This window comes from Christiangramia qingdaonensis (assembly GCF_048381525.1).
Taxonomy (GTDB): Bacteria; Bacteroidota; Bacteroidia; order Flavobacteriales; family Flavobacteriaceae; genus Christiangramia.
On record NZ_JBLWIM010000008.1, the window covers coordinates 260,576 to 287,412 of the forward strand.

The 26,837-nt window shown below is 39.8% G+C and carries 16 protein-coding genes; 5 read left to right on the forward strand and 11 right to left on the reverse strand.

Annotation, left to right across the window (positions count from 1 at the left end):
- Window positions 1-93: 93 nt before the first annotated feature.
- The 10 genes from ACNI3T_RS01890 to ACNI3T_RS01935 all read right to left on the reverse strand — a co-directional run bounded on the left by ACNI3T_RS01890 (window position 94) and on the right by ACNI3T_RS01935 (window position 13,782).
- On the reverse strand, window positions 94-1,632 hold the full coding sequence (locus ACNI3T_RS01890; protein WP_418226396.1) for a YifB family Mg chelatase-like AAA ATPase: 1,539 nt from the start codon (window positions 1,630-1,632) through the stop codon (window positions 94-96).
- A 154-nt stretch (window positions 1,633-1,786) separates the two neighbouring features.
- Window positions 1,787-2,644, reverse strand: coding sequence for a BadF/BadG/BcrA/BcrD ATPase family protein (locus tag ACNI3T_RS01895; RefSeq protein ID WP_418226397.1), 858 nt, complete (start codon window positions 2,642-2,644; stop codon window positions 1,787-1,789).
- 78 nt (window positions 2,645-2,722) lie between these two features.
- Window positions 2,723-3,721, reverse strand: a complete 999-nt coding sequence (gap, locus tag ACNI3T_RS01900) for a type I glyceraldehyde-3-phosphate dehydrogenase (RefSeq protein ID WP_141877294.1) — start codon at window positions 3,719-3,721, stop codon at window positions 2,723-2,725.
- A gap of 16 nt (window positions 3,722-3,737) precedes the next feature.
- The gene (gene pfkA / locus ACNI3T_RS01905; protein WP_322302349.1) at window positions 3,738-4,724 is read right to left on the reverse strand and encodes a 6-phosphofructokinase; all 987 of its coding nucleotides are present in this window, start codon (window positions 4,722-4,724) and stop codon (window positions 3,738-3,740) included.
- Between the two features lie 125 nt (window positions 4,725-4,849).
- On the reverse strand, window positions 4,850-6,295 hold the full coding sequence (locus ACNI3T_RS01910; RefSeq protein WP_418226398.1) for an alpha-amylase family glycosyl hydrolase: 1,446 nt from the start codon (window positions 6,293-6,295) through the stop codon (window positions 4,850-4,852).
- 5 nt (window positions 6,296-6,300) lie between these two features.
- Complete coding sequence (locus tag ACNI3T_RS01915) at window positions 6,301-8,169, reverse strand: glycoside hydrolase family 13 protein (RefSeq protein WP_418226399.1); 1,869 nt, start codon at window positions 8,167-8,169, stop codon at window positions 6,301-6,303.
- 49 nt (window positions 8,170-8,218) lie between these two features.
- A complete protein-coding gene (locus tag ACNI3T_RS01920; protein WP_418226400.1) occupies window positions 8,219-10,525 on the reverse strand; it encodes a glycoside hydrolase family 65 protein in 2,307 nt (768 codons plus the stop codon).
- Window positions 10,522-11,205: a beta-phosphoglucomutase gene (pgmB, locus tag ACNI3T_RS01925; RefSeq protein ID WP_418226401.1), complete on the reverse strand. Its 684-nt coding sequence runs from the start codon at window positions 11,203-11,205 to the stop codon at window positions 10,522-10,524. Before pgmB ends, ACNI3T_RS01920 begins: the two co-directional genes overlap by 4 nt.
- Window positions 11,192-12,625, reverse strand: coding sequence for an MFS transporter (locus tag ACNI3T_RS01930; RefSeq protein ID WP_418226402.1), 1,434 nt, complete (start codon window positions 12,623-12,625; stop codon window positions 11,192-11,194). The genes pgmB and ACNI3T_RS01930 overlap by 14 nt, the downstream gene beginning before the upstream one ends.
- Before the next feature lie 128 nt (window positions 12,626-12,753).
- Window positions 12,754-13,782 (reverse strand): LacI family DNA-binding transcriptional regulator, encoded by a 1,029-nt coding sequence (locus ACNI3T_RS01935; RefSeq protein WP_322302343.1) that lies wholly within the window; start codon window positions 13,780-13,782, stop codon window positions 12,754-12,756.
- A 222-nt stretch (window positions 13,783-14,004) separates the two neighbouring features.
- On the opposite strand from ACNI3T_RS01935, the gene ACNI3T_RS01940 reads away from it, so the two are divergent.
- From ACNI3T_RS01940 to ACNI3T_RS01960, 5 genes are all read left to right on the forward strand, one after another.
- On the forward strand, window positions 14,005-16,932 hold the full coding sequence (locus tag ACNI3T_RS01940; protein ID WP_418226403.1) for a SusC/RagA family TonB-linked outer membrane protein: 2,928 nt from the start codon (window positions 14,005-14,007) through the stop codon (window positions 16,930-16,932).
- A 26-nt stretch (window positions 16,933-16,958) separates the two neighbouring features.
- Window positions 16,959-18,569, forward strand: coding sequence for a RagB/SusD family nutrient uptake outer membrane protein (locus ACNI3T_RS01945; protein ID WP_418226404.1), 1,611 nt, complete (start codon window positions 16,959-16,961; stop codon window positions 18,567-18,569).
- Window positions 18,570-18,587: 18 nt separating this feature from the next.
- Window positions 18,588-19,745, forward strand: a complete 1,158-nt coding sequence (locus ACNI3T_RS01950) for a SusE domain-containing protein (protein WP_418226405.1) — start codon at window positions 18,588-18,590, stop codon at window positions 19,743-19,745.
- A 64-nt stretch (window positions 19,746-19,809) separates the two neighbouring features.
- Complete coding sequence (locus ACNI3T_RS01955) at window positions 19,810-21,264, forward strand: alpha-amylase (protein ID WP_418226406.1); 1,455 nt, start codon at window positions 19,810-19,812, stop codon at window positions 21,262-21,264.
- A 365-nt stretch (window positions 21,265-21,629) separates the two neighbouring features.
- A complete protein-coding gene (locus ACNI3T_RS01960) occupies window positions 21,630-24,185 on the forward strand; it encodes an adenosylcobalamin-dependent ribonucleoside-diphosphate reductase (RefSeq protein WP_322302338.1) in 2,556 nt (851 codons plus the stop codon).
- A gap of 73 nt (window positions 24,186-24,258) precedes the next feature.
- On the opposite strand, the gene ACNI3T_RS01965 is transcribed toward ACNI3T_RS01960, so the two are convergent.
- Window positions 24,259-26,826, reverse strand: a complete 2,568-nt coding sequence (locus ACNI3T_RS01965; RefSeq protein WP_418226407.1) for a glycoside hydrolase 5 family protein — start codon at window positions 26,824-26,826, stop codon at window positions 24,259-24,261.
- Window positions 26,827-26,837 lie beyond the last annotated feature (11 nt).

A 26,837-nucleotide genomic window follows, 5' to 3' on the forward strand; every position in this document is an offset into this window, starting at 1 on the left:
TCGGTGAATTTCGAAATTTACAGATTGATTTTGTAGGTTTTATCCAAAAATATAAAAAACAGACAAAGGTTTCGTTAATTAAAACTCAAGATATTAACCCAGCCATCCTTCACGATCCAGACTTCTATATTGTATTGCTTCACTTATATGTTCTCCCTGTATTTGAGAACTTCCAGCAAGATCTGCAATTGTTCTGGAAACTTTTAAAATACGATCGTAAGCCCGTGCAGAAAGGTTTAATTTTTCCATTGCCGTTTTCAGCAACGTCTTCGAAGCATCATCCAACTGGCAATGCTCTCTTATTTGCCTTGGACCAATCTGTGCGTTATAATGCACATTTTCCAGATCCAAGAATCTTTCAGATTGAATGCTTCTGGCCTTACTTACTCTCTCACGAATAGATTTACTGGATTCGCCTTTGCGTTCTTCGCTAAGTTTATCAAATGGAACTGGAGTTACTTCAATATGAATATCGATTCTATCGAGTAGCGGTCCGCTGATCTTCCCCAGGTATCGTTGCATTTCATAGGCTGATGAAGATACAGGCGCATCGGGATCATTAAAATATCCACCAGGGCTTGGGTTCATACTGGCGACAAGCATAAAACTGGAAGGATAGGTAACGGTAAATCGGGCTCTGGAGATGGTAACCTCGCGGTCTTCCAGAGGTTGCCGCATAACTTCCAATACACTTCTTTTAAATTCGGGAAGCTCATCCAGAAACAGCACGCCGTTATGAGAAAGCGAGATCTCTCCGGGTTGTGGGTATCCTCCCCCGCCAACAAGAGCGACATCGGAGATAGTGTGATGCGGACTCCTGAATGGACGTTGAGCCAGCAGGCCAACATTGTCTTTAATTCGGCCGGCTACACTATGGATTTTAGTAGTTTCCAATGCTTCCTGCAGAGTCATTGGCGGCAGAATGCTGGGCAATCTTTTGGCAAGCATTGTTTTTCCCGCTCCTGGCGGTCCAATAAGAATGATATTATGGCCTCCCGCAGCGGCGATCTCCATACACCTTTTTATAGATTCCTGGCCTTTCACATCGGCGAAGTCATGTTCAAGATTATCGAGATCCTGGAAAAATGTTTCTCTAGTATTAATGATGGTAGGTTCCAGCTGCTTACCTAAGTGAAAAAAATCGGTCACTTGCTTGATGTTACTTACTCCAAACACATCCAGACCTGACACGATCGCTGCTTCTCTGGCGTTTTGTTCAGGCAGAATAAAACCTTTAAAACCTTCTTTCTTAGCCTGAATTGCGATTGGCAGTGCTCCCTTAATAGGTTGGAGGCTGCCATCAAGGGACAATTCGCCCATTATTATATACTCTGAAATATTGATAGCTTTTATTTGTTCAGATGCGGCCAGAATGCCCATGGCGAAACTAAGATCATAAGCTGAGCCTTCTTTCCTTAGATCGGCCGGTGCCATGTTTACGATGATCTTTTTCCCTGGTAATTTATAACCGTTATTCTGCAGGGCGGCGGTTATCCGGTAACTGGATTCCTTGACTGCATTATCTGGTAATCCTACAAGATGGTATCCAATACCTGAAGCTACATTAACTTCTATAGTGATCGTGGTGGCATCTACACCAAACACAGCACTTCCATAAACTTTTACCAGCATAAAATCACATAAAATGTAGGGTCGCTAAACGCCGCTAAATGTACATTTTAAACTTACAAGTGATACATCTTCAGTGAGTTGTATAGCCAAATTTTTCATAAAAAAAAAGACCCGCAATCTGCGAGTCTTTTCTAATTTATGAAAATGAGTTGTACTATTTACTGATCACATTTTGACGGTAGTATTCAATTAATGCATCAATTGGTCTTCTCACGATATTACCAACTTCAATACCGTAAGGTTGTAAAACTGCCTTTATAATATCCTGACTGAAATATGCAATAGAACCTATAAAATGTACAGGAACAGATGTCACCTGTGGGTAGCTCATCACTCTCGAGTGAACAAAATCTGAAAGACCTTCATGTAATAACTTATAGAAGTATCCATTACGCTCATTCGTGAAAATAAATTCTGCGAAATGTGCGAGATACGTATTAGGATTATCCTTGCGATAAAGGTTCATCTTAATGGTATCTGAATTGAGGTCGAACTTTTGCTCAAATTTTTCAGCAATTTCAGGAGGCATTCGTTTATAGTAATAATCACGAATCAGTCTTTTTCCGAAGTAATTACCACTGGCCTCATCCATTAGAATATAGCCGAGAGAAGCAACTGCCTGAGTAATGTTTTCACCATCAAAATAACAGCTATTAGATCCAGTACCAAGAATACATACGATCCCAGGTTCGGTAGTCGCAGCATAAACAGCTGCTACGGTGTCTTCCATCACCTTTACCTCGTCTGCATTCGTGAAATAGTTCGCGATGATGCTTCTAAGAAGTTCAGTAGGTGTAGGTGTACCGCAACCGGCACCATAAAAATGTACTTTTTCGATCGTATCTCTTACTTCAGCAAGTTCAGGATTCTCGGCAAGACGTTCTTCAAGAACAGCTTCTTTAAAAACAGCAGGATTTAAACCTTTACTTCTGGTTTTAAAAATCTGCTCACCCTCATTGTTCAGTAAGATCCAGTCACATTTTGTGGACCCGCCATCGGCAATCAATATCATGTTCTGAGATGGATTAAATTGAAAAGAAAGCAGTTCAGCTGTAACACCGAACTGCTATTTATTTTTATTCAGAATGAATTAGAGTGAAGCTACGTGAGCTGCAAGATCTACAAGCTTAGAAGAATATCCATACTCGTTATCGTACCATGCGATTAGCTTGAAGAACTTGTCGTTAAGTTCGATACCAGCACCAGCATCAAAATTACAGGTATGTGGATCTGAAACGTAATCCTGGCTTACTACTTCTTCTTCAGTATAAGAAATTACACCTTTGTAATCTCCTTCAGCAGCCTTTTTGAAAGCAGCCTTGATCTCCTCGTAACTGGTAGACTTTTCAGTCTTAACAGTAAGATCCACTACAGAAACATCTGTAGTTGGAACTCTAAATGCCATACCAGTAAGTTTTCCTTTAAGAGAAGGAATTACTTTCGTTACTGCTACTGCAGCTCCAGTTGAACTTGGGATGATATTCGCCATTGCGCTTCTTCCAAGTCTGAAGTTTTTCTTAGATGGAGAATCTACAGTAAATTGAGTAGATGTAGTTGCGTGAACAGTAGTCATTAATCCTTCTACAAGACCAAACTCATCATCGATCACTTTTGCAAGTGGTGCAAGACAGTTAGTAGTACAGGAAGCATTAGATACGATATTCTGATCTGCCTTAACGTCCTGGTGGTTTACTCCCATTACGAACATTGGAGCAGTTTTAGAAGGAGCTGAAATTACAACCTTTCTAGCACCAGCATCAAGGTGAGCCTGTGCGTTGTCAAGATCTGTAAAAATTCCAGTACAATCCATTACTACATCAACTCCTGCATCACCCCATTTAAGGTCTGCCGGGTTCTTTTCTGAAGTAACTCTAATTTTGTTTCCATCAACGATAAGACTTCCGTCTTTAACTTCAACAGAACCTGCGTATTTTCCGTGAACCGAATCATACTTCAGTAAATATGCCAAATGATCTACATCAAGAAGATCGTTGATAGCTACAACTTCTACTTTTTCGCTTTGCGCCGCAATTCTGAAAGCAATTCTTCCAATACGACCAAATCCATTAATTCCAATTTTAGTACTCATTTTCTTTGGTTTTTAATTATACCGAAGTGATGTCTGCCACCCTCCGTAATTCTTTATCTATTTTTGCTTCACCTTTAATCGCCGTTAGTAAATCTACGTTTACGACTTTCTGGTGGTGAATTCCTACCATGATCTCAGTTTTTCCGTTCATCAAAGCTTCTACTGCTCCAACTCCTAGCTTACTAGCCAGAACACGATCAAAACAACTTGGAGAACCTCCACGCTGTATATGACCTAAAACAGAAACTCTTACTTCGTATTCATCTAGGTTCTCTTCTATAAATGAGGCGAGTTCGAAAATATTCTTCCCGCTCTTATCTCCTTCTGCAACCACGATGATACTGGAGGTTTTACCAGTCTTTTTGCTCTTTCTAAGAGAATCCAGTAATCTTTCCACACCCAGATTTTCCTCAGGGATCAAAATTTCTTCAGCGCCAGCACCAATACCACTATTTAAAGCGATATCACCAGCGTCACGTCCCATCACTTCTACCAGGAACAACCTGTTATGAGAACTTGCCGTATCACGAATCTTATCGATCGCCTCAACGACTGTATTCAAAGCAGTATCGTAGCCCAGAGTAAAGTCGGTTCCATTGATATCATTATCAATGGTTGCAGGAATTCCCACTACCGGAAAACCAAATTCTTTACTGAATAGTTGTCCACCGGTGAAAGTACCGTCTCCACCAATCACGATAAGCGCATCAACATTATTTGCCTTAAGATTATCGTAGGCTTTTTGACGACCTTCTTTAGTCTGAAATTCTTTGGAACGGGTAGACTTTAGAAAGGTCCCCCCTCTATTGATTATATTTCTAACTGAACGTGCATCAAGTGGTTCAAAATCTGCTTCAATAAGTCCTTGATATCCACGAAATATTCCTGTACACTCAAGATCATGAAATGAACAGGCACGAACAACTGCTCTTATAGCAGCATTCATTCCCGGAGCATCTCCTCCGGAAGTTAGAACAGCGATGTTTCTAATTTTTTCAACCATTACCCTCAAAGCTAACTTCTTTCAAACCAATTACCTAATTTCGGAAAAAACTAAAACGTTTTCGGTTAATAACTAATAAAAAAAGCCACAATAATGTGGCTTTTTTCAATTTATTGGCAGTTTAATTACTTATTTATCAAAATTCGGTATTCCCAGCCCTTAAAACTCATCTGTTGATCTTTAGTAAGTTTCATTTCAGAATCGCTCATATAATCTGTAAAATCACCTTCAATTTCTGCTGAAAATTCTATAGGTTCCTCAGTCATATTTGCTATATAATAAAGAGTTTTTCCATTCTTCTCTCTTTTGAACGCCAGCACCTTTTCATCTGCAGATGTTTCAACATCATTATAAGAGGCAGCCGATTTCCCTCCATGCAGTGCCACACTGGAAGTTTTTAATTTACCAAGTTTTTCGAGTAATGGATATACTTTCCCTTTTTTCTTCGGAATGGTATCTTTTACAAAAAACTCCAGTCTTTTATTCATATCATATTCCTGTCCGCTATAGATCAATGGCATTCCCGGTAATGTATAGGTCATGGCTAGCATCGCTTCCGAAGCATCTCCCATTCTTTCCTCTACGGTTCCAGCCCAGGAATTCTCATCGTGATTTGTCACAAAATTCATCAGGAAATCATCTTCCTGAAATGTAGAATCCACTTTTTCCATATAATCATCCCAATCCTTGGCAGTTTTTTCTCCCTGCGCAATACTATTCATAATATGGTGTCCTTCCCAGTTGTATCCCATTTCAAAAGCATTGTGAAATAATTCTTTAGGACTTTCTGCTTCAGCCAGCATAAAAACAGGTTTTACTTCACGCAATTCAGCAACGATATCCTCCCAGAAATCTGTAGGAACTGAGTGCGCAGCATCTGCACGGTACCCATCGATATCGTGCTCCTCGATCCAGAAAAGCATGTCTTTTTTCATCGCTTCTCTTAAACCTTCGTTATCGAAATTTAGATCGGCAACATCTGTCCAGCCCCAAGGTTCTCCAGTTGCATCGTTAATAGGATCTGTGATCTCACCCTTATCATTTTTAGTATAATATTCTGGATGCTCTTCTATCCATGCATGATCCCAGCCGGTATGATTTGCCACCCAGTCAAGAATAACATACATGTCATTTTCATGGGCAGTTTGAACCAGTTCATCAAAATCCTCCATGGTGCCAAAATCTGGATTTACCGCCTTATAATCTGAAATTGCATAATAGCTTCCCAGATACTTTTTACGCTCTTCCGGATCTTCAATATCCTCAATGGATTTATCTCCGGTCGCTTTCCTTTTCTTCATGGAAATAGGATACATTGGCATTAACCAGATCACTTTTACTCCAAGTTCTTTAAGCTGCGGAATATCCTGGGTAAAAGCATCAAAAGTACCTTCTGGCGAGTACTGCCTGATATTTGCTTCATAAATTATAGCCGACTCGAGCATATCGTCATTCACTGGCGCCAGTGAGTCTTTAGCAGTTTCGTTCTCTGTATTCTCTGGCTGATCTGTTTCATTCTTACAGGAAACAAAGAGAATCATAAGAGCCAGTATAAAGGTTAATTTCTTCATGTGTATTAGTTTGAATTATTCATTTTTGTTGTGAAAAAATATGCTCCACGTGATGGAAGTTTCAGGCTTTTATCCCAGGTCATTTTTTCGTTGGTCAAAAGGTTTTGAAACTGCATTCCTTCAAGTTCAAGTTCAGCAAACCTGGAAAGATCCAGATCTACAGATTCTTCATTTTTATTGAGGATAAGCACGATCGTCTCATCTCCAGAAGTTCTTGAGAGGAGGTAGATTTTATTTTGTGGTGTAAAATGTACCAGATTTCCTTCCTGAATGGCATTACTGGACTTTCTATAATTCAGAATCGTTTTAAGGAAATTCTGCATATCTTTTTCTTCCTCGGAAAGTCCTTCACCGGTAAATGCGTTCTTGTTGCTATCTTTCCAGCCACCAGGAAAATCGGTCCTGATAAGACCATGATCACCTGGTTTTGCAGTATCGTTCATAAGGATTTCAGTTCCGTAGTAAATCTGCGCGATACGCGGAAGGCTGAGAATATAACTAAGCGCCATCTTCGTATTTTCCACATCTTCATTAAGCTGAGTATAGATCCTGCTCATATCATGATTGTCTGGAAAGATCATAATATTTTCAGGTGAAGCATAAGCAAAATCGTTCGCCAGCCCGTCATATAAACGCTGTAATCCTGTGTCCCAGCCAGATTCCTCATTCAATCCTTTTACGATATTAGTTTGCATGGCAAAATCCATCGTAGATTTCAGGTTAGAATCATATCCATTTTCAATACCATCCTGCCAGTAACGAATAAGCAGTGGATTATTAGACCACTCTTCCCCAACAATGTTGAAGTTCGGGTATTCCTTCATGATCGCTCCGGCCCATTCACTCATGAATTCCATATCTGGATAAGGATATGTGTCCTGCCTGATACCTCCCAGCTTCAAAGTTTCCACCCACCAAATGTTGTTTTGAATGATATATTTCGCCAGATACGGGTTCTTTTGGTTCAAATCGGGCATTGTTTCCACGAACCAACCATTGCTCATCACCTTTTTATCTGCTTCGGAAGCATATAGATCCTGGTTAGCAGTTCTACGATGATTAGAATAAATCAACTCTTCTTTATTTTCAAACTTTTCCTGGTAGTTGATCCAGTCATTAAATGGAAGATCATCCATCCACCAATGCTCAACGCCGCTATGGTTTGCCACCATATCCATGATCAATTTGATACCTCTATCGTCTGCCTTCTGAGCCAGTTCTTTATATTCTTCCAGAGTTCCAAAACGAGGATCTACCTTATAGAAGTCGGTCATTGCATAACCGTGATAAGAGCCGGACTTCATATCATTGATCAACAACGGAGAAGACCAGATAGCGGTAAATCCCATTTCATCGATATAATCAAGATGATCTATAATTCCACGAATGTCGCCACCATGACGGGCATAATTATCCTCAAGATCAATAGTTTTCTCGTTAAGACTTTCGTTTGCATCATTACTATAATCACCATTAGCAAAACGGTCTGGAGTGATCAGGTAGATTGCATCAGAGTTGTCAAATCCTACGAAATCTTCAGCAGCCTGTTCACGTTTTTTTAATTCGTAATCAATAGCTTTAGAAGAACCGTCTTCAAATTTGAAATTCAGTTTCATGCTTCCAGGTTTGGCAGCCCCAGTAATTACAAGATTTACGAATAAATAATTCGGGCTATCTGCTTTTTCTGTTCCCAGCACTTCAACTCCCTGGTAATTTGAAGATACTTCCGCAGCGCTTATGTTACTACCGTAGAGCATTAACTGCAAACTATCCTGTTCAAAACCTGTCCACCAGTTTGGTGGTTCCACGCGCTCGATTTGAGCAAATCCCTGTAGCCCGATAAACAGACCACATAACATTAAAATATTTCTCATATGATTTCAATAAAAAAGGGCTCCCTTTCTAAAAAGAGAGCCAGTATTACTAAGCCGTAATTTGTTCGTTAGGAACTAAAGTAAGCACCTTATTATTTACCAGGATATCCAGCGATTCTGATCCTTCCAGAGAGAACTCGGTCCCCTTGGACGAAACTGAAACCTTGACAATACGGTCTCTAAAGTTTACCTTGAAAGAATAGGCATTCCAGTTTTCAGGGATTTGTGGTTTAAATGACAACTGGTCATTTTCCACACGCATACCTCCAAAACCTTCTACAATACTCATCCAGGTTCCAGCCATACTGGTAATATGACATCCTTCTTCTACTTCTTTGTTGTAATCATCAAGATCCAATCTCGAAGTTCTCACATAAAATTCATAAGCCTGTTCCATTCTTCCCAGAACCGCAGCCTGAATGCTGTGTACACACGGAGATAATGAAGATTCGTGAACCGTTAGCGGCTCATAATAATCGAAATGCTTCTCGAGTTGCTCCTTACTGAAATGATCTTCAAAGAAATAGAATCCCTGCAGCACATCTGCCTGTTTAATGTAACAGGAACGAAGAATCCTATCCCAGCTCCATTTCTGGTTAATTGGTCTATGTTTTTTCTCCAGGTCTTTTACCGGGATGATCTCTTTATCCAGGAAACCATCCTGCTGCAGATATACGCCGTGTTCTTCAGAATACGGGAAGTACATTTCTTCAGCAACTTCTCTCCATTTGGCTAATTCACCTTCCTTGAGATCTGTTAGACCCATCACTCTCGCGTAATCTTCCTGGTGACCATCTTTTACCTTATTGATTGTTTCAAGACAATATTCGATACACCATTTAGCAAGGTAGTTAGTATACCAGTTATTGTTAACATTGTTCTCGTATTCATTAGGACCGGTCACCCCAAGGATCACGTACTTATTCTTATCCTTACTGAAGTTTGATCTTTGGTGCCAGAATCTGGCTACGGCGATCATTACTTCCAATCCTTTTTCAGGAATATAACTGAAGTCGCCGGTGTAACGCACATAATTATAGATAGCAAAGACCATGGAACCATTTCTATGAATCTCCTCGAAAGTGATCTCCCACTCATTATGGGATTCCTCGCCGTTCATAGTTACCATCGGGTAAAGCGCGGCACCATTCGAAAAGCCTAGTTTTTCAGCATTCTCCTTTGCTTTCTGAAGATGATTATATCGATACGTAAGTAGTTTTCGCGCTACTTTCTGATCTTTCGTCGCCATATAGAAAGGAATACAATATGCTTCTGTATCCCAATAGGTACTACCTCCATACTTTTCACCAGTGAATCCTTTTGGACCGATGTTTAGTCGATCGTCTTCTCCTAAATAAGTTTGATTAAGCTGAAAAATATTAAAACGGATTCCCTGCTGAGCTTTAACATCACCGGAAATTGTGATGTCTGCCATTTCCCAGATCGAAGCCCAGGCTTCTTTCTGATCTTTCTTTAAAGATTCAAATCCTTTAGAAGTAGCCGAGTCAAGTACGTTGCCTGCCGCCTCTATCAACTGCTCTTTCTTGTGGTTCATATCTGAAACATAACCAGCATACTTTATAATAGCAGCTGTTTCTTGTTTCGTAGTCTTTACTTTATAAGCGAATGAAATACGATCTTCTCCAACTGAAGAAGTAGCTTCAGTAGTAACTCTCTCGTTATTCAGTAAAATTTCAGACTGCATAAAGGTTCCAACGTGGAAACCGGTTTTCAGAGTTTTACTAACGATATAACCACGCTCAGAGTCTTCTTTCACTTCCAGAGTTTCCCAGAATCGTTCTTCCCAGTTTGCATCTGTATTAGTAATACTACCATCAAGATAAGGATCGAACCTGATCTCAGCATCCTGATTTAGCGGAGTTACTTCAAATTTTATCGATCCCAGCTCGTCTTCAACAATAGAGACGAAACGCAAAGCTTTTACTTCCACTTCAATTCCGTTTGGAAGCTCGGCTTCAAAACTTCTGGAAAGTGTTCCCTCTTTCATATTCAATTCACGACGAAAGTTCTTAACCGACTTACAATTGAACAGATCCAGTGGCTCTTCATTTACGAAAACGTTGATTCCTATCCAGTTGGGCGCATTTAATACTTTCGCAAAATACTCGGGATAGCCATTCTTCCACCAGCCTACTTTGGTTTTATCGGGATAATATACCCCTCCAATGTAACTTCCCTGGAAACTTGGTCCGGAATACTGTTCTTCAAAATTTGCACGCTGTCCCATAGCTCCATTTCCAATACTGAAAAGGCTTTCAGAGGATTTCACCCTGCCTGCGTCAAATTCTTCTTCAATGATGGACCACTCGTCCGGTTTTATATAATCCTGATTCATTTCTTCTCGTTTCTCAATAATTTTTCAATAAATTCTAGTTCGATCTCGGTAAAGTCATTAAAGACATGATCTGCTTCGCCTAAAACACTGGCTGAGCCAATACCGATACTCGTCATATTTCCTGCATTGGCCGCTCGAACTCCTGCAAGAGCATCTTCAAATACCACACAGTTATGCGCTTGTACACCAAGTTTAACCGCGGCAATCAGGAAAACTTCCGGATCTGGCTTAGCCTTTGAAACATCGGTTCCATCTACGATCGCGTCAAAATCTTCGTACAAATTGATCTGCTTTAAAATTCGGCGCGCATTCTTGCTGGCAGAACCTAAAGCAAAAGGAATATTGTTCTGCTTTAAATAGTCAAGGATTTTTCTAACTCCCGGAAGAATTTCAGATTCATCCATTTTTTCCACATAGCCCAGATAATTCTCATTTTTCAAGGCCATCTGTCTATTAAATTCTTCTTCAGAAAGTTCCATATTTCCCCAGCGCAGGATCTTTTTTAAAGACTCCACTCTGCTCACTCCCTTTAATTGCTCGTTTTGCTCTTGAGTAAAGTCAAAACCAAGATCATTAGCCAGTTTTTTCCAGGCTTGAAAATGAAATTTTGCCGTATCAACGATCACTCCATCGAGATCGAAGATTGCGGCAGCTTTTGTATTCGTTTTATGCTGGGTCATATTTAATAGCTTTTCTATCTGTAATTAATAAGTTTGAAAATGCCGCGAATAACAGGAATACACCTGCCACGGTCATCGCATGGATCGATTCTTCTCCAATAAGTTTTTGTAGAAATACAACACCTCCAAGTGCTGCGATAATTTGTGGAATCACGATGAACATATTGAAAACACCCATCATTAAGCCCATTTTTGATGATGCTACTGAACTTGACAGCATCGCATAGGGCATGGAAAGTATACTTCCCCAGGCAAAACCAATGAGTACAAAGCATACATATAGCATTTCTGGGTCGCCGGGAATAAAATACATCAGTAAAAACCCAGCTCCTCCAAGAATCAAACTTCCCATATGTACAAGTTTACGATTGATCGCAAATCTTGATGTATAGAAGGTTAGTAGCAAAGCAAAGGCCATGGAAGATAGTCCGTAGATTCCCATTTTAGACCCTACATCATCACTGGCTTCATTGTAGCTCTTATCCTGTTCTGAATATTCCAGTCTCGCCTGGTCATCCTGAAATAAAATCACCCTGTCTGCGTCATACTGAAGTTCTCCTTCACTATCCAGCTGGGCGAATTCTTCTATCTGAGGTTTCGGTGCATTATAAATATGACTGGTAAGTGCTGGGTTTGCTAAAGTCCACATGGCAAAAAAGGCGAACCACGAGAAAAACTGAACTACACCCAGTTTTTTCATGATCTTAGGCATTAGAGCGTAGGTTCCCAGAATAGTTTTGACCATACCCTTATCTTTCTCAGGTTCATCGCCATCCTCGAATTTTTGCATTTGTTCTGGGGTGTACTCTTTAGTGGTAAAGATCGTCACCAGAATAGAACCTATAAAGACAACGGCTCCAACAATAAATGCAACTCGAACCGACTCTGGAACTACTCCCGGAGCGGCTTCATTACTTATATCAAGCACATTGTTCATGAATTTAGGTAGGTTACTGGCTACCCAGGTTCCAATCCCTATAATTAATGTCTGAATAACGAATCCATAGCTTCTTTGAGAATCTGGTAATTTATCTGCTACAAGGGCGCGGAATGGTTCCATGGAAATATTAATGGAGGCATCCAGCACAAGTAACAATCCTGCTGCCATCCATACTGCAGATGAGTATGGCATTAGCAAAAGAGCAATGGAGCTAAGTATGGCTCCAAGAAGAAAGAATGGTCTTCTTCTACCTAAACTTTTATGCCAGGTATTATCGCTTAAATAACCAATAATTGGTTGCACGATAAGGCCTGCCAATGGAGCAGCGATCCATAATAATGGAATGTTATCCTTCTCAGCACCTAATGTTTCGAATATACGGGACATGGTCGAGCCTTGCAGCGCGAAACCAAATTGTATACCCAGAAATCCGAAACTCATGTTCCAGATATCCCAAAACTTTAAACGGGGTTTTTGCATATCGTGATTTTAATTGTTCTACGATAAGCACTATGACTTATCACAACTTATAAAAGGTAGGAAGTAAAAATATAAGTTCTGATAAATTTCAACTACGGCAAAGATATAGTTTTTTTAAAACGAAAAAGCTATTTCCCGGATTTTGTTGAATCTCTTAACACCAAACCAGTCTCTACAATAATAGTTTTGTAGTAATCATCCTCAGTAGGTGTGCGTTCAAGTTTCTCGATTAACAGTCGGGCAGACTCCTCTCCCATTCTCATTCCATGCTGACTTACCGTTGTCAAACTCGGAATAAATCGTTTGGACAATTCACCATCTGTAAAGCCAATTACAGATACATCATCAGGTACCTTTTTTCCCTGATCCTGAATAGATTTTACTGCAGAGATGGCGAAATGCTCATTCACAGCGAAGACTCCATCCACGTCTCGTTCCTTCAGAAAGGCTTCTATTTCCTTTTCGCTGTCTTCCATTTCCTCAATCTTCAGAATAAGATCTTCATTTATGCTTATACCGTTTTCAGCTAAAGCCTGCTTATAACCATGCGTACGCAGTTTACCCACACTTACATAATCAACGGTAGAAATAAGAGCGATCTTCCTGCAGCCTATATCAATTAGGTGCTGAACAGCTTTTTTTCCTCCGGTGACATCATCAATGATCACCTTATCACAGGAAATATCTTCAGCAACACGATCGAAAAGCACACAAGGCATTCCCTGGTTGATCACTTCCGCAAGGTGATGATAATCCCCTTTTTGCATGGTTTCCTTGGCAAGTGATAGAATAAATCCATCAGTACTACCATTCGCCAGCATTTCCATATTCAGAACCTCTTTGTCAAATGAATTATCTGAAAGGCACACCAAAACGTTATATCCCATTTCATTGGCCACTTTTTCCACTCCACTAATTACTGTAGTAAAGAAATGGTGTACAATTTCAGGAATAATTATCCCTATTGTCTTGGTTTTCCGATTCTTAAGACTTAATGCTATGTTATTAGGCTTATAGTTATAGTGTTTTGCAAAAGCCTTGATCTTAGCACGTGTTTCTTCGCCAATTTCCGAGCTGTCTCGAAGTGCTTTTGATACGGTGGAAATAGACACATCAAGCTCTTTGGCAATTTTCTTCAGGGTTAGTTTCGGCTTCATTCTATTCGGATATTCGTGATTTAGACGGGATATATTTTCGATCTCGCAAAATTAGCATTATTTGATTATGAATCTCTTAAGAAGAAAAAGTTTTCAACACGAAAACGTTTTCGTCCCAGTAATAGTTGGGTTTCGGCAAATATTGGATTTGAATTTACATACATTTAACCTCAGGAAGTAAAAGTATAAGGTTAATTTTTATCAAAAACCAATAATAATTTTATGAGGAATTTAATTAAAAGCACATTGTTTTTGCTGTTCATGCTACCAATGAGCTTTTTTGCACAAAACACCGTTAGCGGAAATGTGACAGAGACTGCCACAGGCCTTCCGGTTCCAGGTGTGAACGTAATTGTTCAGGGTACCAGCAATGGTACAACGACCGATTTTGATGGTAATTATACCATATCTAATGTATCTAATGAAGACGTACTTGTTTTTTCCTTTATAGGATTTGTAACGCAACAGATTCCTTACGAAGGTCAGTCTACTATAGACATTACTCTTGATGAGGATGCTGCTACGCTGGACGAAGTCGTTCTAATTGGGTATGGAGCAACCTCTGAGCAGGATGCGACCGGAGCCGTAGAGAAGATCTCGTCAGAAACTTTTAACCAGGGCGCAGTTGTTGCCCCGGAACAGCTGATCGCTGGTAAATCTGCCGGAGTACAGATCACCCCGGGTGGTGGAGCTCCAGGACAGGGAGGAACTATTAGAATACGTGGTGGTTCTTCACTATCGGCTTCTAACGACCCTTTAATCGTAGTTGATGGTGTACCTTTGGATCAACGTGGAGTTGCCGGTTCAAGAAACGCGCTAAATTCTATAAACCCAAATGAGATCGAAGATTTCACTATATTAAAAGATGCTGCAGCAACTTCTATTTATGGTTCCAGAGCATCGAACGGGGTAATTCTTATTACAACCAAAAAAGGTAAAAAGGATTCTCCATTTCAGTTTACATATGATCTAAAAACTTCTATTGGGAATGTTCTGGATAAAGTAGACGTTTTAAATGCAGATGAATTTAGAAACCTGATCAACAATACTGAAGGTACAGATCCTTCTTTATTAGGAAATGCAAATACAGACTGGCAGGATGAAATCTATGAAACTTCAGTAGGAGCTATTCATAATTTTACAGCTACACAAGGTATCGGGAATTTCTACTATCGTTTGAACTTCAACCATACTGCTGAAACTGGAGTTATCAGAAAAGATTATTACGAGCGTAATGCTTTTAATATCTCTTTGAACCAGGATCTTTTCGACAATTCGTTAAAACTGACTCTTACTTCGAAGAACTCTTTAGATAAGAACAAGTTTTCGAATGGTGGTGCCATTGGATCTGCAGTAGCATTCGATCCTACTCAGCCTATTTATGATGACACCCTTCCTTTTGGTGGATTCTTTGAATTTAACAGACTTTCAGGAGGTGAGATCACGCAACAAAATCTTGCAACCAGAAACCCGATCGCTCTTTTAGAGCAAACCACAGACCAGAACCAGACCAGGCGTTCTATTACGAACCTGAATGCTGAATATAAAGTTCCTTTCTTAACGGGTCTTAAAGCAGTAGTAAGTGCTGGTTTTGATTATGCTGAAGCTGATGGGGATAAATTTACTCCGGTATTTGCAGCATCGAACACTTCTAATATCGATCAATTCGAAGATTATAGTAATATAAACCGTAACCTTCTACTTGATACTTATTTAAACTATAAAACAGAACTTGGTTTCTTTGAAACAGATGTTGATGTAACAGCTGGTCATTCTTACCAGGAATTTTACTCTACAAGCAATGTTTTTGGAACTGAGCAGGATCAAATTAGAGCACTTCCAAGAGATATTAACAGGAACTCTTTAGAGTCTTACTTCGCGAGAGCTAGTTTCGATATTAATAACAGGTACCTGATCTCTGGTAGTATTCGTGCCGATGGTTCTTCTAGAGTTTCTCCAGACAATCGTTGGGGATATTTCCCTGCAGCCTCTATAGGTTGGAAAATTCATAATGAAGAATTTCTTGAAGATTCAAGAGTCCTTAATGAATTGAAGCTTCGTGGTGGTTACGGTGAAACTGGAAACTACGAAATTGGAAGAAACTATGGATATTTAGGTCTTTATACACCCAGTCAGGGTGGCGCGAGATACCAGTTTGGAAATGAGTTCATTGGTACTATTAGACCTGAAGAGTATGATGAAGACCTTAAATGGGAGAGTCTTATCAACTATAACGCAGGTATAGACTTTGGTCTATTCGATAATAGATTGAGTGGTTCTGTGGATGGATATTACAGAGAAACTAAAGACCTTATTGCGACCGTGCCAGTACCTGCAGGAGCAAACCTTTCAGATCAATTGCTAACCAATGTAGGTACGACTGTAAGTAAAGGTATTGAGGTTGGAATTAGTGGAGATATCGCCAGGTCTGAAGATTTCAACTGGACCTTAGGTTATAACATTTCCTTCCAGGAATTAGAGATCACAGAACTTTCTTTGGGTGATGATGCAAACTTCTTTATCCCACAGGGTGGAATTAGTGGTGGTGTTGGAAACAACATTCAACTTTGGAAAGAAGGATTTGATCCTACTACTTTCTTTGTGTTCAGACAGGTTTATAATGATGCCGGGCAGCCAATTGAAGGTGCCTATGTAGATGTGAATGGTGATAACCAGATCACAGAAGCAGATAAGCAGCCATACAAGAAAGCGACACCAGATTACTATATGGGTCTTACCAACACCATGAACTATAAGGACTTTGACTTCAGCTTTACTTTTAGAGGAAGTTTTGGAAATTATATTTATAACAACACGCAATCTGCAAATGGTTTTATAGAAGCTGGAACAAACACTCCTGAAAATTACTACTCGAACTTTAACTCGAATGTATTGGAATCAGGTTTTGTAAACAGTCAGTTCTTCTCAGATTACTACTTGCAAGCAGCAGATTTCGTAAAACTTGATAACGTAAGTATTGGATATACGATCCCGGGAGAAAAAGTTGATTTCAGAGCTTCTTTAACGGCGACAAACGTACTTACGATCACAGATTACGACGGGCTTGATCCTGAAGTTTTTGGTGGAATCGATAACAACTTCTACCCAAGATCAAGAAGATTCGTACTTGGACTGAATTTTGCTTTTTAATGAATAATAGAAAAATTACTAGAACTATGTTTAATAAATTAAAATCTACTTTCCTTATTCTCTTCGGAATGGCGGTTCTATGGTCATGCGAAAGCGATCTGGAACTAACTCCCGAGGATAACAGGGAAACTGCGGCTTCAGCTTTTGAAGACCCCGCAGCTTACAAACAGTTTTTGGCTAAGCTATATGCAGGTTTTGCAATTAGTGGTCAGGATGGTCCTGCCGGTGATGCCGATCTTTCTGGATTAGATGAAGGATTCTCACAGTACATGCGTTTGTACTGGATGGTACAGGAACTTACAACAGATGAAGCAGTTATTGGATGGAATGATGGAACGATCAAAGATCTACATAATCAGAACTGGACATCAGGAAACGAATTTATTCGTACAATGTATTCCAGAATTATGTACCAGATCGCACAGTCTAACGAATTCCTTAGACAAACTGAAACTTCAGTAGTCGAAGGTCGTGGTGTGGATGCCGCAACACAGGCAGATATACAGGTATATCGTGCAGAAGCAAGATTCCTGAGAGCTTTAAGCTACTGGCATGCACTGGACCTTTATGGAAATCCTCCTTTCGTTACAGAGCAGGATCCTGTTGGGGCGTTCCTTCCGGAGCAAACAAACTCAGCAGAGCTTTTCACTTATATTGAAAGTGAACTTTTAGCGATCGAGAGTGAACTAGCCGCTGCCGGCACTAATGAATATGGCCGTGCAGATCAGGCAGCAGCCTGGATGTTACTTGCAAAACTTTACCAGAATTCAGAAAAGTACACTGGATCTGATAGATCTTCAGATGTGATCACTTACACTGAAAAGGTAATCAACTCAGGATTTACTTTAGTTGATGACTACCAGAAATTATTCCTTGCAGATAACAATATGAATGGAGCCCAGAGCGAGATCATTTTCCCGATCACTTTTGATGGGATCAACACTCAGGCTTATGGAGGAATGACCTTTATCATCCATGCAGCAGTTGGAGGATCTATGGATCCCGATAACTTTGGAATTAATGGTGGATGGGCCGGTCTAAGAACCACTTCTGCCCTTATCAATGATTTCCTAGAGAATGAAGATGATGATATTGAAACAGTAGCTGATGAAAGAGCTATTTTCTATACAGATGGACAGTCTAAAGAGATCAGTAATATTTCCAATTTCACTGATGGTTATGCCGTTGCTAAATATAAGAACGTTGATGTGAATGGAAACGCAGGATCAGACCCTACAGGAGATTTTCCAGATACAGATTTCCCTATGTTCCGCCTTGCAGATGCTTACCTAATGTATGCTGAAGCCGTTGTTAGAGGTGGTGGAGGAAGCGAATCTACAGCTGTAGATTATATCAATGAGTTGAGAGAAAGAGCTTTTAACAATGACAGTAACAATATCTCAACATCAGATCTTACCCTTAACTTCTTATTGGAAGAAAGAGCGAGAGAGCTTTACTGGGAAGCACACAGAAGAACCGATCTTATAAGATTTGGACAATTCTCTGATGGTGGTGTATGGCCATTCAAAGGTGGTGTCCCACAGGGAACTACTACAGAGTCTTTTAGAGATCTAATGCCGATCCCGGCTTCAGATCTGGGAGTGAACACGAATTTGACACAAAATCCAGGATACTAACAAAATACTATTACAACAATGAAAAAGTTTTCAATTTTCTTATTAATAATGATCGCATTCGTAGGATTTACATCCTGTGAACATGATGATGATGTGGTTTTTACAGCTCAACCTGATCCAGAAGGGATCGTGTTTATGAGCTCTACCGCAGAATCTTATACCCTCACTTCTGAAACTGCCAATAATATCGCTGAGCGATTTGTATGGAGTGAAGTTGATTTTGATGCTCCAACCACTGTTACTTATGAACTTCAGGGTTCCTCTGATGCAGACTTTTCTTCATTCAATATCATTGGAACGACGGGAGAAAATAATCTTGGAGTTACTGTTAGCCAGTTAATGTCTTTGGCTACGGAAGCAGGTTTGGATAACGATCCTGAAACCGAAATGCCAAATGCAGGAGATATCTACTTCAGAGTTCGCGCTTATGCCGGAACTGATGGAAGCAACGGCCTTAACGCAACTTCTGAAGTAATGTCTCTAAGAGTTGTACTTCCTGAAGCGGTAATCGAAGAAGAAGAAAATCCAGCAAAAATGAATCTTTTCTTTGTAGGAGATGCAACTGCCGCTGGATGGAACAACAACAATAACAATACGCCAATGTTCAGAGATCCTGAAAATGACAACATTTTCAACTTTACTGGAAGATTTGCTGGTGGTGATGGTGTAGAAGGTTTCAAATTACTTGAAACTCCTGGAGCATGGCAACCGCAATGGGGTGGTACCGACGGAACTTTGGGTGTAAATACAGGTGATAGTGATGATCCGGCTGCATTTTCAGTAGAAGATGACGCTTACTACACGCTATCATTAAACACTGAAGACATGACCTATACTTTCGAAGCTATGGATGTTTCTGCAGCAACAATGTACGATATGGTAGGTATTATTGGTACTGCTACTACAGGTACAGATGAAGGCTGGAATGATGATATGGATATGACCCAGTCAGATTTTGATTCTCACATCTGGTACATGAATGACGTGGAATTGTTTGACGGTGAACTTAAGTTCAGAGCAAACAACGCATGGGATGTTAGCTGGGGTGCAAGTACACCAATCAGCGGTCAGGGTGCCAATGCAAATGATCCAAATATCCCTGTAACCGCAGGAGTTTATGATATCTGGTTCAATGACCTAACTGCAAGATATATTCTTATTCCTGCAGGAGAATAATCAACCTATTTTATACTGGGGCTAATTTAATTAGCCCCTTTTTTTTCTTTAAACTGAACTAATTATGAATACTAATAAATTTTTATGCAGTCTCCTGCTTGGTGGGGCACTCTTTATAGGTTCGTGCTCCGGTGATGATTCAGATGACATCGTGGACGAGACAGATGATATAACCGGTACCCCAGAAATCCCTGCTCCATCAGAGCCTCAGGCTTTGGACCTGGCATCTCTGGACAATGGCAGCCGGGTAATGATGCAGACATTTTATTGGGATGTAGAACCAAGATTTGCCTGGTGGGACAACCTTTCTGAAAAAGTGCCGGAATGGTCTGAAGCTGGTGTAGACAGAATCTGGATACCATCTCCCGCTAAAGGACAATCTGGTGGCTATTCCATGGGCTACGATGTTTCAGATTATTTCGATTTTGGTAATTATGACCAGCATGGAACTGTAGAAACAAGATTCGGTTCAAGAACAGAACTTGAGAATTTGATCGCCACAGCCCATAGCAATGATATTGAAGTGATCGCAGATATTGTCCTGAATCACAATTCTGGTGGAGGTTTGCAATACAATCCTTACAGGGACTACGATACTTACACTCTATTTGATGAAGCGAATGGAAATGCTTCAGGAATGTTCAACAGAACATACGAAGATTTTTATCCAAATAGTGTAAGCCAGTATGATCCGGGAAGTCTTTTTTACGAAGAAACCAATCTTGATCACCATAGAGAAAGAGTTCAGGACTGGCTTTGGAAGGATGAGAATTCAGTAGCGAAATATTACAAGAACGTAATGGGATTTGATGGCTGGCGTTTTGATTACGTTAAAGGTTTTGAACCATGGGTAGTAAAAGAGTGGAATGAGGCCGTTGGAGGATTCTCTGTAGGAGAAAATTTCGATGGAAATCCAGATGTGCTTCGTGACTGGATCGAAGCTTCAGGATCACCTGCTTTTGATTTTTCTACGTTTTACAAACTGGAAGAAAGTCTGGACAGATTTGAAAATCTTAGTATTCTCGAGAGTGATATGCTTTGGAAAACAAATCCTGAAGATGCGGTAACCTTTACTGCAAATCATGATACCGAAAAAGATTCTAACGAGGATAATTATATCATGAGTTCCAATAAAATGAAGGCTTATGCCTATATCTTAACTCATCCTGGTTATCCTACGATCTTCTATTCAGATTATGAGAATGAAGAATTTAAAGATGAATTAAAGACGTTAATTTCGATTCATAACAGCCTTGCAACTGGTGACACCGAGTTACTTTATGCAGATCAGGATGAATATGTTATGAAAAGAAATGGATCAGGTACTAATCCTGGATTAATTCTTTATATTAGCATCAATAATAGTACAAAAAGAAGAACAGTAAGTTCGAACTGGAGTAATGTTACTTTACAGGATTATAGTTCGAATTCAACATATTCCCCTACCTCCGATGAAAATGGAGCGGTGACTATCGAGGCTCCTGCAAATGGATATTCGATCTGGTCAATTACAGAATAAAAATTTTTATTTTGAATTTTCATAGGTGTTAATTCAAAGAAGGCCTCACAAATTTGTGAGGCCTCTTTTTTTGTTACTTTTTCTCTGGAATACTCTATAAAAAGCATTTAATTTAGCCTAATTTTGATGCTCACCCCCTATTTCTACTGCTGAATCTCAATAGTATAGAAACTCCAAACCTTAAATTAAATGTTTTCATTATTTGTCAACTTTTTATTGTTAGTAAATATTTAGTCAATTGATTATCAGTTAATTAACCGTTTTTGTTTGAAAACTTTTTCTAAACGCTTTGTTAATTGTCCGGAAATAATGCCTAGTTTTATACCAGCCGATTAGAGCATTTCTAACCTAAAAATCTCATTTTTATGCCTGTACAGGAAAATCCAGTTGTTCCAAAGACTTATACTCAGGAACAGGCCTTCGAAGCTTCACTAAAATACTTCAAAGGCGACGATCTTGCCGCCAGAGTTTGGGTAAATAAATACGCCCTTAAAGATTCTGACGGGAATATTTATGAACTCACTCCAAACGATATGCACAGACGTATCGCCAGCGAGATCGCAAGAGTTGAAAAAAAGTATCCAAATCCTATGACCGAAGACGAAGTTTTCGATCTTATCAAGGATTTTAAATATATCGTTCCGCAGGGAAGTCCTATGGCTGGAATTGGGAATCCTTACCAGGTTGGTTCGTTATCTAACTGCTTCGTTATAGGAAATGATGGAAATTCAGATTCTTATGGTGGGATCATGAAGATCGACCAGGAGCAGGTACAGTTAATGAAAAGACGTGGTGGTGTAGGTCATGACCTTTCTCACATACGTCCTAAGGGATCGGCCGTAAAGAACTCTGCGCTTACCTCTACCGGGATCGTTCCATTTATGGAGCGTTACTCCAATTCTACAAGAGAAGTAGCACAGGATGGACGTCGTGGAGCCTTGATGCTTTCGGTTTCTGTAAATCATCCTGATTCAGAAGATTTTATCGACGCTAAAATGGAGCAGGGCAAAGTTACAGGTGCCAATGTTTCGGTTAGGATCGATGACCAGTTCATGAAAGCTGTAAAGAACAATACCAATTATACTCAGAAATATCCGATATTTTCCGCAGAGCCAAAGGTTTCAAAAGAGATCGAGGCAGATAAACTCTGGAAGAAGATCGTACATAACGCATGGAAATCGGCTGAACCTGGAATTCTATTCTGGGATACGGTGATCAACGAATCTGTGCCAGATTGCTATGCAGATCTTGGATATAAAACGGTTTCTACCAATCCTTGTGGAGAGATCCCACTTTGTCCTTATGATTCCTGTCGTTTGCTTGCGATCAACCTGTTTTCTTATGTAGAAGAGCCATTTACAGACAACGCGCATTTCAACTACGAACTATTTAAAAAACATATTTCTGCTGCACAAAGAATTATGGATGATATCATTGATCTTGAACTGGAAAAGATCGACAATATCATTGGTAAGATCGATGCAGATCCAGAAAATGAAGAAGTAAAGGCTGTTGAGAAAAATCTTTGGCTTAATATCCGAAAAAAAGCACATGAAGGTAGAAGAACCGGAATAGGTATTACTGCGGAAGGCGATATGCTTGCCGGTTTAGGTATTAAATATGGTAGTAAGGAAGGAATCGATTTCTCTGTAGACATTCATAAGAATATCGCTGTTGAAGCTTATAGAGCTTCCGTAGAAACTGCGAAAGAAAGAGGTGCTTTTGGGATATTTGACTCAGAAAGAGAGAAAAACAACCCATTCATTCTTCGATTAAAAGAAGCTGATGAAAAGTTGTATTATGACATGCTAGAGTATGGTCGTAGAAATATAGCGCTATTAACGATCGCTCCAACCGGAACGACCAGTCTAATGACGCAAACCACTTCTGGAATTGAGCCTGTTTTCCTACCGGTTTACAAAAGAAGAAGAAAAGTAAATCCTAATGATAAGGAAGCACGCGTAGATTTCGTGGATGAAGTTGGAGATTCATGGGAAGAGTATGTAGTTTTCCACCATCGTTTTAAGCAATGGATGAAGGCTAAAGGATACGATACCGATAAGAATTACTCGAACGAAGAACTTGATAAACTTGTTAAACTTTCTCCTTACTACCAGGCAACATCTAATGATGTAGACTGGCTTAGCAAAGTGAGAATGCAGGGAGCTGTACAAAAATGGATCGATCACTCTATTAGTGTGACCATTAACCTTCCAAACGATGCGACAGAGGAATTGGTTGGAAAACTATACCTGGAAGCATGGGAAGCTGGTTGTAAAGGTGTTACTGTCTATCGTGATGGTTCAAGATCTGGAGTTTTAATCTCTAACGATGAGAAAAAAGAAGAAGATGAGGAACAGACTTCCGGATCTTTCCCTCTAAAGAGACCAGAAGTTCTAACAGCCGATGTGGTTCGTTTCCAGAACAATAAGGACAAATGGATCGCATTTATCGGACTTGTAGATGACAGACCTTATGAGATTTTTACCGGGTTTGCAGATGATGAAGAAGGTATCCTTATCCCTCGCTGGGTAACTGAAGGCTATATCATTAAAGCAAGAAATGAAGATGGATCTTCTCGTTACGATTTCCAGTACGAGAATAAACGTGGTTACAAAACCACTATCGAAGGACTTTCGCATAAATTCAATCCGGAATTCTGGAATTACGCGAAATTGATCTCAAGTACACTACGTCATGGAATGTCTATCGACAAGGTTGTAGACCTTATTAACAGTCTGCAATTGGACAGCGAATCCATTAACACATGGAAGAATGGGGTGGTTCGCGCTCTTAAACGTTTTATCGCAGATGGGACGGTCGCTAAGAAGGAAAAATGCAATAACTGTAATTCCTCAAATCTTATTTACCAGGAAGGTTGCCTTACCTGTAAAGATTGTGGCTCTTCTAAATGTGGATAATTTAATTGTTGTAAATGTTAAACTGAAAAAAGGTCTCGTGAGAACGAGACCTTTTTTTGTATAGATATTTCTACTACTGGAGATTGACCTTTACAATACCAATTTCATGTGATTTCTGGAGATTTTCACGCTCGATCCCGGGACCAATAGAAAACTGAAGTGCTTCCACCTCTTGCAGATCAAAATCTTCCGGATTCTTATGCTCAAAATAATAGGGTAGAAAACCCGGATAAGGACGTGGTAACGTAACCGTTTTCACTGGCTCAAGCTCATCCAGTCTGATCCTTATTTCTTTTAAATCTTGATCTAAATCGATTATTTTACCGAAAGCTGAACCGTTTTTCATTAATAAAGCTACCTGAAGTTTTTCTGTACCCAATTTAAGGTTACGTGCCTTGATGATAAGTTCCTTCTGATCTCCAGGAAGCCTTGCTCCTATTTTCTTCTGAAAATTATACCGAAAAGAGTAATCGTAAATTGGAGCTGCGTTTTTGTTCTCAATATCTTCTGAAAATAATTGATCCAGTCTTACCTGAAATTCGTCTTCAACCGAATTTATGGGAACAACTTTATTGCCGGGCTTCCATGAATGAACTACCATATGTGCATCCACAGAAGCATCGAAAAGTGAGATGGCAGAACCTTTATTGTAGATACGAGTAGAATATGCATCTTCAGAATAGAAGTCCCAGTTCTCCGGACTACCTGAAACGTTTCCAGGGAATGTTAGTTTTCCATTTTCAGTTTCCAGAATGATGTGGTAAATAAGTGTTCCTGGAACAAGTAAATTTTGCGGTACTTCTGCAGAATAATCGTATTGATTTTTTGCTTTCATTTGTACTGCTTCATAAATATTCCCATTCTGAAACCATATTTCGGCTTTCTTAATCTCCTCATTCGAAACAATCTCTGCTTCGATAGAAAAACTCTGATTTGCTTCCGCGGCATTAGCGGCTTCATGTAGGACATAGGTACGGTCAACCGACTCTTCCACCGCTACAAATTTATCAAGTTCCAAACGAAAGTTTCCCTTATAATTTTCAAATTCAAAATCCTTCCCTTCAGCAGAAAGAATATAAGTGCCGGGTAAAACTGATATAGCGCCGCCTTTGGCTTTTTGAACTTCAGAATCTGCAATATTTATCTGTTTGAACTCAAAATTTTCATCAAGCCCGGGAATATCGATCTTCATCTTGTTCAAATTGTACTTGATCACGGCAAGCGTTTTATCGAGGCTGTTATTTCCGAAGGGATCCTGAATAAGAAATGGGTCGGGCATTACTTCTAAACGCCAGACACCATCTTCTAATCTATCCAGAAAGTAAGCTCCCCTTCCTTCATATTCGATTACTTCAGAACTACCGTGACCCGCAATTTCTCTTAATTCTGAAATAGCTTTAGGCTTTTCAGCATTTGAATTCGTGTAAATAAACTTTTCCGCAGAATTATAGACAGCTAGATCATCCTCATACTGAATAAGAAAATCTCCAAATTTTAAGTTGTCAGGATAGGTTCCCTGATCTTCGGCCAGTTTGGTATGATGGAAGATCTCCCCGGCGATCATAAGACCTAAAGCCTTATGCGGAGTATAATTGAGGTTCATATAATGGGTATTATATTCCGTATTCGCATATGCCAGGAAAGATGGATCATAGGCAAAATGCGTCCCGATCTGAATTCCCGCTTCTCGAAAACTGCGTGCCATTGCGGGATAGATATATGATCTATTAACATCGGCAGCATCAAACTCATACACAAGTTTAGCGGCGTTATTATTTTCGATGACATTGCTGAACGGAATATTATAATCGTTCACATTAGGAAGCAAATTTCCCGGGATTTCCTTCTTAAAACCAAGTCCGGTTGGATACCATTGAAAAGTACCACCCTGAATATCAGATTCAAAATAAGTGTCTGCAAGGTGAACGCTATGGGTGACATTATAAAAAACAGGTTTTTGAGAACCGGAATCCCGGATGGCCTTTGTGAGTTTATTAATGAATTCTTTTACCTCCTTAGGAGTGCCGCGATGATGTGGTTCATTACTGATTTCAACCGCGATGAGATTTGGATCATTTTTATACGCAATTCCTGTATATGGATTCACGTGGCTCATAAATTGCGTAAGATAGTTTTGCTGGGCAGCGATCGCTTTGGGATTGGTCAAGCTTCCTTCCTTGCCATACTTATTCGAAAATGCAGACGTATCTTCATCTGGTTCCGGCCAGCCATTTCCCCAGTATGCGATTGGAGTGATCACAAAATTGATCTTGCATTTCTTAAGTTCACTCAGCAAATAATCGAACGCATCCAGGTGTTCATTTTCCAGTAAATTCCCTTCTGCATCGCTAATTTCTGTATCCCAGACGTGAAGACGATACAGATCAAAATTAAGCCGGGAAAAATGGTAGAGATCTTTATCAATTTCAGCCTTGATATCAAGCCCAAGTTTTTCAGCAGAACGGTAAGCATGTGCGAATGGTGCCGAATAATTGACCCCAAAACCTTTTACTGCCTTTCCCGAAGGCTCCCAGCGAATTATTCCCTTTTCATCTACAACTGTAGTTTCTTGAGAGAAAGCTGTATTAATATTAAAAATCAGTAATATAAGAACTGTGATCGATTTGATAATTTGAGTCATTAAAATTTATG

What these genes read in the sequence shown, in the direction of transcription:
- ACNI3T_RS01890 (WP_418226396.1), bottom strand. Translation starts at nt 1,632, where the DNA reads ATGCTGGTAAAAGTTTATGGAAGTGCTGTGTTTGGTGTAGATGCCACC.
- ACNI3T_RS01895 (WP_418226397.1), bottom strand. Translation starts at nt 2,644, where the DNA reads ATGATATTGATTGCCGATGGCGGGTCCACAAAATGTGACTGGATCTTA.
- gap (WP_141877294.1), bottom strand. Translation starts at nt 3,721, where the DNA reads ATGAGTACTAAAATTGGAATTAATGGATTTGGTCGTATTGGAAGAATT.
- pfkA (WP_322302349.1), bottom strand. Translation starts at nt 4,724, where the DNA reads ATGGTTGAAAAAATTAGAAACATCGCTGTTCTAACTTCCGGAGGAGAT.
- ACNI3T_RS01910 (WP_418226398.1), bottom strand. Translation starts at nt 6,295, where the DNA reads ATGAAGAAATTAACCTTTATACTGGCTCTTATGATTCTCTTTGTTTCC.
- ACNI3T_RS01915 (WP_418226399.1), bottom strand. Translation starts at nt 8,169, where the DNA reads ATGAGAAATATTTTAATGTTATGTGGTCTGTTTATCGGGCTACAGGGA.
- ACNI3T_RS01920 (WP_418226400.1), bottom strand. Translation starts at nt 10,525, where the DNA reads ATGAATCAGGATTATATAAAACCGGACGAGTGGTCCATCATTGAAGAA.
- pgmB (WP_418226401.1), bottom strand. Translation starts at nt 11,205, where the DNA reads ATGACCCAGCATAAAACGAATACAAAAGCTGCCGCAATCTTCGATCTC.
- ACNI3T_RS01930 (WP_418226402.1), bottom strand. Translation starts at nt 12,625, where the DNA reads ATGCAAAAACCCCGTTTAAAGTTTTGGGATATCTGGAACATGAGTTTC.
- ACNI3T_RS01935 (WP_322302343.1), bottom strand. Translation starts at nt 13,782, where the DNA reads ATGAAGCCGAAACTAACCCTGAAGAAAATTGCCAAAGAGCTTGATGTG.
- ACNI3T_RS01940 (WP_418226403.1), top strand. Translation starts at nt 14,005, where the DNA reads ATGAGGAATTTAATTAAAAGCACATTGTTTTTGCTGTTCATGCTACCA.
- ACNI3T_RS01945 (WP_418226404.1), top strand. Translation starts at nt 16,959, where the DNA reads ATGTTTAATAAATTAAAATCTACTTTCCTTATTCTCTTCGGAATGGCG.
- ACNI3T_RS01950 (WP_418226405.1), top strand. Translation starts at nt 18,588, where the DNA reads ATGAAAAAGTTTTCAATTTTCTTATTAATAATGATCGCATTCGTAGGA.
- ACNI3T_RS01955 (WP_418226406.1), top strand. Translation starts at nt 19,810, where the DNA reads ATGAATACTAATAAATTTTTATGCAGTCTCCTGCTTGGTGGGGCACTC.
- ACNI3T_RS01960 (WP_322302338.1), top strand. Translation starts at nt 21,630, where the DNA reads ATGCCTGTACAGGAAAATCCAGTTGTTCCAAAGACTTATACTCAGGAA.
- ACNI3T_RS01965 (WP_418226407.1), bottom strand. Translation starts at nt 26,826, where the DNA reads ATGACTCAAATTATCAAATCGATCACAGTTCTTATATTACTGATTTTT.